Origin of the sequence: Nostoc sp., from assembly GCF_041747015.1 — a bacterium.
Classification (GTDB): Bacteria; Cyanobacteriota; Cyanobacteriia; order Cyanobacteriales; family Nostocaceae; genus Nostoc.
This window is the reverse complement of the sequence record NZ_JBGTFY010000413.1, coordinates 1-6401: the sequence shown is the minus strand read 5'-3', so window position 1 is coordinate 6401 and position 6401 is coordinate 1. Positions and strand designations below refer to the sequence as shown.

Here is a 6401-nt window from a genome sequence, read left to right as displayed (position 1 = left end):
TTAAGAAATAAAGGCTGATGAAAAAAAGTGGGGTAGCAGATGTAGATTGTGTAGTGTCTTGCAAGATCTGACAAAAATCAAGCCTGATACAATATAAAATTTGTAAACTAACAATGTCCTACCGTTTAGCTTACTTTGTATCTCATCCGATTCAGTATCAAGTTCCTTTACTACGTCTACTTGCAGCAAAACCAAATATTCAACTGAAAGTATTTTTCTACAGTGACTTTTCTGTAAAAGCCTACCACGATTCGGGATTTGGTCAGTTCATAGAGTGGGATATACCGCTTACAGAAGGGTATGATTATCAATTACTTGACTGCTGGGGTTCTAAGCAACTAACAGGTATATTACGACAGGCGATCGCCACCGATATTTCAAAACAGCTAAAACTAGGAAAATTTGATGCCATTTGGGTACATGGATGGTCGCAGATTTGCAGTCTGCAAGCTATCTTGGCGGCAGAGGCTCTAGAAATACCCATATTAATGAGGGGGGAATCTAATGGATTACAGGAATCGTTTCATCCAGTCAAAAAACTGGTCAAAAATGCTTTTCTCAAATGGTTATTTCAAAAAGTATCTGGGTTTATATGTATAAGAACACTAAATTACAGATTCTATCAGCACTACGGAATTAGTGATGAGCGTTTATTTTGGATACCTTATGCAGTAAATAATGAGTACTTCCAAAAAACAGCAATTCAGGCTCAGGCAAATCGAGAGGTGTTGCGGCGATCGCTCAACTTAGAGCCTGGTAGACCAATTATCCTCTACGCAGCAAAACTGATTGACATCAAGCGCCCCCAGGATTTACTGGCAGCTTACTGCTTACTGTCACCAGATAGTTTGCAGGAACCAGAGCCTTATTTGCTGTTTGTTGGGGATGGAGCGCTGCGATCGCACCTTGAATCGCAAGCAAAAGCAATAAATTGGCAATCCATTCACTTTCTAGGATTCCGCAACCAGTCAGAGCTTCCTGCATTCTATGATCTGTGCGATGTATTCGTTCTACCGTCCAGTTTTGAGCCTTGGGGATTAGTTGTGAATGAAGTTATGAATGCAGCCAAGCCAGTAATCGTCAGTGAGCAGGTTGGCGCAGCGGTAGATCTAATTAGAGATGGTGAAAATGGTTATATTTTTCCGGTAGGTTCCGTTAAAGAACTAGCGGAACATCTTCGACAACTCCTAAGCAATTCAGAAAACGCGATCCAGATGGGAGAGCGCAGCTTGGCAAGGATTCAAAATTGGAGTTTCGCTGAAGACTATACAGGCTTGATGGATGCGCTTAAGGCGGTGACAAGTGACGCTAAAAAATAAGCCCACCAAAATTATCCAAATTGTTCCCCAACTGCCACCTTCTATTAATGGTGTAGGGGATTATGCACTGAATCTGGCTCGTCAGTTGGGGAAAGATTGCGAAATAGAAACACACTTTATTGTTGGTACTCCGTACTGGCAGGGAGCTACTACAATTCAAGATTTTCCCATCCAAAGAGTGGTGGTTCGCTCTGCTGAAGCATTGTTCTTTCTGTTATCGACGGACAGTAATCAGTCAGCTTCAGTCCCAACATCAGTCTTGCTACATTATGTAGGTTATGGTTACGCCAACAGAGGCTGTCCGGCTTGGCTGGTTGAAGGCTTGGAGCGTTGGAAAGCCAACACCGCTAACTCGCGCTTGCTGACAATGTTCCACGAAGTTGCTGCTTCTGGACCACCTTGGACAAGTGCTTTCTGGCTATCGCCGCTACAAAGGAACTTGGCTGCTCGTTTAGCACATCTGAGCGATCGCTGTCTCACCAGTAAACAACACTATGCTGAGATTCTATCTAAGTTGAGTCAAGGCAAACAGACCCAAGTTCCTACACTGCCCGTCTTTTCCACTGTTGGAGAACTAGAGCAAGCGTTACCCTTGGCAGAGCGTTCTCGACGGATAGTAGTGTTTGGCAGTTGTGGCAATAGGTTGCGGGTTTATCAAGAATCTTTGGTAGAACTCAGCTACACCTGTCAACTGCTAGGAATTAAAGAAATCTTGGATATTGGGACATCAACAGGTCTAACTTTATCTTTGGTTAACGGCGTGCCGGTGGTAGAAATGGGCGCACTGTCTGCGTCAGAAATCAGTGACATCCTGTCAACCTCCCTAGCTGGATTTTTTAACTACAACCTTGAGTATTTAGCGAAATCAACTATATTTGCCGCTTATTGCGCTCATGGACTGCTTCCTGTCAGCCCTCGAAGTCATGCTTTGCCGGTAGATGGAATATTAGCTAGAAAGCATTACTGGATTGCGGATGACATGACAACAGGATTAAGAGATTTATTAGAAGTGCAGGCGATCGCAGACAATGCCTACAACTGGTATCAAACTCATAATTTGTCCTTACAAGCTAGGACTTTCGCCACATATCTAACAGGTGATGTAGCGACCGAGTTAGGAGCAATAACTGAGCAGCAATCAAACTATCAAAGCCAAAAGCAGCAAAAAGCAACTATGAACATCACCATTTCAGCTCTTGTGACAAATTACAACACATGGCCACTAACAACTCGATGTGTTCAGGAACTCAAACGCTGGTCGAACAAAAGTTTGGTGGAAATTTTAGTTGTTGATGATGCTTCTGAGCAACCTATACCTGAGCATCTGCCCGATAACGTGCGAGTGGTTCGGAACAACCACAACTGCGGCTATGTGGCTAGTGTCAATACTGGCTTCTTGAAATTATCAGAGGATGTAGTAATTCTGTTGGACAGTGATGCTTATCCATTGACGGATTTAACGGAGTCAATCAGTCATGCATTTACAGCCAACCCAAAATTGGGTGCTTTGGGTTTTCAACTTGTAGATCAGCAACACCAACCTACTGGTTCAAGTCAAGCAGATCCAGATGCAATTGGTTTGTTACTTGGACAGAGAATGGAGGGATTGTACCAATCCAGGTTTAATTCAACCAACCCAAACAACCTGGTCCTTTACTCCTGTGCAATGGCAGTGCGACGGACCGCTTTTGAGGATGTTGGTGGCTTTGATAAAGGTTTTGACTTTTTGGACGCAGATATAGACTTTTCGCTTGGGCTTCGTGCTGCTGGCTGGCATGTCCAAATCGATCCAAGTTTAACTGTATTTCACGAGGGTGGAGGCAGTTTCCAAGCTACATCGACGCGGGTATTGCGCTATCACAGGAACCGTTGGCGGCTTCTGGCAAAGCATGGACATCTTCCTCAACCTTGGTTGTTCAAGGCTGGATTGGCAACTCGCCACGCTTTTGAGTACGCCATTCTACAAATAGGTGGGAAGCGGCTGGTACCAGAATCTGAAATTCTTGCAGATAAGCTGCATGGCAGACAACAACTTATCCGTGAAGTATGGAGTGGTTATGGCAACGAACACTAATGAACATGTAGCTTCTCTGCGCCCGAGTTACGACTTTCCGCTCTCATCCGTTGCCAAAGACTTAGGCTCCCGTGGTCTAGTCTACAGAGCAATTTGTGCTGGCAGCCGCGTGCTTGATATTGGCTGTGATACTGGTAGGTTTGGTGAGGCGTTGCGATTAGAGAAGGATTGTATTGTTGACGGGATTGAGCCCTGCTTAGCGGCTGCCGAGACTGCCCGAACCCGTCTTAATCGAGTCTTTTTTCGGTCAGTTGAGAATGAACATTCCTTAAATGGACTAACAGATTACGATGCCATACTCTTTCTTGATGTCTTGGAACACCTTCAAAATCCATGGGCAGTTCTCAGGAGTGCATTGAGAACTCTGCAACCGGGCGGCACCATATATGTTGTGGTTCCCAATATTGCACATATCTCCGTTGTCCGGAGGCTACTTCAAGGACGGTTTGAATACACCAATTATGGAACGATGGATCGCACACACTTGAGATGGTTTACGCGGAAAAGCCTTAGAAAAGACCTTGAAGATGCAGGCTTTGTCAACGTAGAGATTCATGCCATTTCTAGCGTACCATACTTACAGTTTGAGTCATTCCTCTCAAAATTTCTTGTAGACCAACTTGGGAAAATTTTAGCTGATCTCTTGAGTGGCTCAATTATTGGACATGGACAAAAACCTGCAGACCCTCAAGCTTAATTATGAACCAAATTTTTCTAATCTCTGCCTAATCTTAATAGAGGTTGCAAGTGCTAAAAAATCAATTTCAAGAGTGGACAATACAAGGTTTGCATGATGCTCTTGTTCAATCACTCCCTTGCCTCAGCTATGACACGCTAGTGCTTGAAATCAGTCAAACTGATAAGGTCAGGAGCAGCAAACACCAACTATTATGACACTTGTAAATTATTTGAAGCGACCGGAATATATTTTGAGACCGACTCAGATATACCATCGTATTTTACGTTCAAACGAAACAGATATAAATGAATTTAAGGACGTCCTTCTTCCTTGGGGTGTAAAAATAAAAATTCGTCCTTATGAGGTCATTGGACGTTCTATTTGGACAATGGGACTTTATGATCTGGTTGTAACAGAAGCCCTATGGCGATTAATTGATCGAGGCGAAACTGCCATTGATATTGGTGCCAACATTGGTTACATGACCAGTATCATGGCAAAAAAGGTTGGAAAGACAGGTAGCGTTTATTGCTATGAGCCACAGCCAGAAATATATAAAGAGCTATCTGAAAACATCAACAGTTGGCAGGCTAGTATGGGCTGGTATCAAATTAAGGCTCAAAAAATAGCACTTTCAAACGAATCGGGTGAGGGATTACTGGAAACACCTACTGATTTTATTCAAAATAGGGGAATAGCTACACTTATTTCATCCAAAGAAGGTTTTTCTGGTCAGATTAATGTTAATTCTTCCCAAACTCATATAGTTTCTTTATCAACATTAGATGAAACTCTAAGAACTAATGAACAGATAGATGTCATTAAAATAGATGTTGAAGGACACGAATTTGAAGTTTTGCAAGGGGCAGCTAGGATAATTACTAAACAGCATATTCGTGACATCCTCTTTGAAGAACATAGGAGTTACCCTAGTTCTGTGACTCAGTTTCTAGAAGAACGTGGATATACTATATTCAGGTTATGTAAAGGGTTTTGGCGACCAATGCTTAAGCTACCGATGACGAGTCAGATTGATTACTCACAATCTTGGGAGCCGCCCAACTATCTAGCGACAAAAGAGCCATCACGTGCCATTAAACGTATGCAAAAGCGAGGTTGGAATTCACTTCGAGTAAACAATAATTAGTATTAATTTAGTTGTGAAATTACTTATTTATTCTCCTGTATTTTATCCTAACATAGGTGGGCTAGAGACAATTGTATCCATACTCGCTCATGAGTTTGTCTATCAAGGACACGAAGTAAAGCTAGTTTCACAAATTTCAGCGACAGACTCAAAGTTTTTTCCTTTTGAAGTGTTTCGACAACCTAAATTACAACAATTCTTAAAACTAACTCGTTGGTGTGAAATTTATTTTCAACCTAACATCAGTCTCAAGGGCATTTGGCCATTGCTGATTACTCCGAAGCCTTGGGTCATAGCGCACAATGGTTGGTACACTCGCACGGATGACAATCTAGGCTGGCAAGACTATTTGAAGCATTTTCTGATTCGTTTTGCTACCGGCATCTCAGTTAGTCAAGCTGTAGCTGAACACGTCTCAACCCCATCAACAGTCATTCCCAATCCTTATCAACAAGATATTTTCTATGAAATGCCAGAGATTCCTCGTGATAAAGAACTTGTCTTTTTAGGGCGATTAGTTTCTGACAAGGGAGTAGACTTACTGCTAGAGGCCCTAGCTAATCTCAAAGCTCTCGGAATGACTCCTGGCTTGACTGTTATAGGCAGTGGCCCAGAAGAATTTAAATTACGTTGGCAAGCCAAAGAGTTAGACCTTGCTAATCAGGTAGATTTTGTCGGGGTGAAAGTTGATAAAGAGTTAGCAAAATTATTAAATGCTCATCAAATTCTGGTAGTACCATCTCGTTGGCGGGAACCGTTTGGAGTTGTGGCATTAGAAGGTATTGCCTGTGGTTGTGTGGTGATTGGCTCAGAGGAAGGAGGTTTAAAAGAGGCAATTGGTCCTTGTGGAACAACTTTCCCTAACGGAGATGTTAAAGCCTTAACTCATAAGCTAGTCGATTTGTTAACCAAGCCTGAAAAACTGGCTACTTACAGAACACAATCACAATCACATTTGTCGCGTCACAAAAAAGTGGAAGTGGCAAAAGCGTATTTACAAGTTTTTGAAAAGGCTATTCAGTAAAGATGCTAATTGCTCTACTAGCTGTTGCAGGTATTGTCTATATTTCATCCCTCAACTGGCATCACAGTGTGAAGGCGGTTTTCATTATTTTAGTGGTTGAAGGCGCACTGCGAAAATGGGTGTTGCCCCAGGCTAGCGAGATGATTTATTTTCTCAAA

5 protein-coding genes are annotated in these 6401 nt (G+C 42.6%); all 5 read left to right on the top strand.

Annotation, left to right across the window (positions count from 1 at the left end; genetic code table 11):
- Window positions 1-113: 113 nt before the first annotated feature.
- Window positions 114-1319, top strand: a complete 1206-nt coding sequence (locus ACEW80_RS32305; protein ID WP_373530524.1) for a glycosyltransferase family 4 protein — start codon at window positions 114-116, stop codon at window positions 1317-1319.
- Entirely contained in the window at window positions 1303-3393 is a 2091-nt protein-coding gene (locus ACEW80_RS32300) for a glycosyltransferase family 2 protein (RefSeq protein ID WP_373530523.1), read from the top strand. The genes ACEW80_RS32305 and ACEW80_RS32300 overlap by 17 nt, the downstream gene beginning before the upstream one ends.
- The gene (locus ACEW80_RS32295; RefSeq protein ID WP_373530522.1) at window positions 3377-4090 is read left to right on the top strand and encodes a methyltransferase domain-containing protein; all 714 of its coding nucleotides are present in this window, start codon (window positions 3377-3379) and stop codon (window positions 4088-4090) included. The genes ACEW80_RS32300 and ACEW80_RS32295 overlap by 17 nt, the downstream gene beginning before the upstream one ends.
- 193 nt (window positions 4091-4283) lie before the next feature.
- On the top strand, window positions 4284-5219 hold the full coding sequence (locus ACEW80_RS32290; RefSeq protein ID WP_373530521.1) for an FkbM family methyltransferase: 936 nt from the start codon (window positions 4284-4286) through the stop codon (window positions 5217-5219).
- A 13-nt stretch (window positions 5220-5232) separates the two neighbouring features.
- Window positions 5233-6243, top strand: a complete 1011-nt coding sequence (locus ACEW80_RS32285) for a glycosyltransferase family 4 protein (protein ID WP_373530520.1) — start codon at window positions 5233-5235, stop codon at window positions 6241-6243.
- The last annotated feature ends 158 nt before the right edge of the window (window positions 6244-6401 follow it).

Excerpts from the sequence above, each read along its gene's own strand:
- ACEW80_RS32305 (WP_373530524.1), top strand. The coding sequence starts at position 114 with ATGTCCTACCGTTTAGCTTACTTTGTATCTCATCCGATTCAGTATCAA.
- ACEW80_RS32295 (WP_373530522.1), top strand. The coding sequence starts at position 3,377 with ATGGCAACGAACACTAATGAACATGTAGCTTCTCTGCGCCCGAGTTAC.
- ACEW80_RS32290 (WP_373530521.1), top strand. The coding sequence starts at position 4,284 with ATGACACTTGTAAATTATTTGAAGCGACCGGAATATATTTTGAGACCG.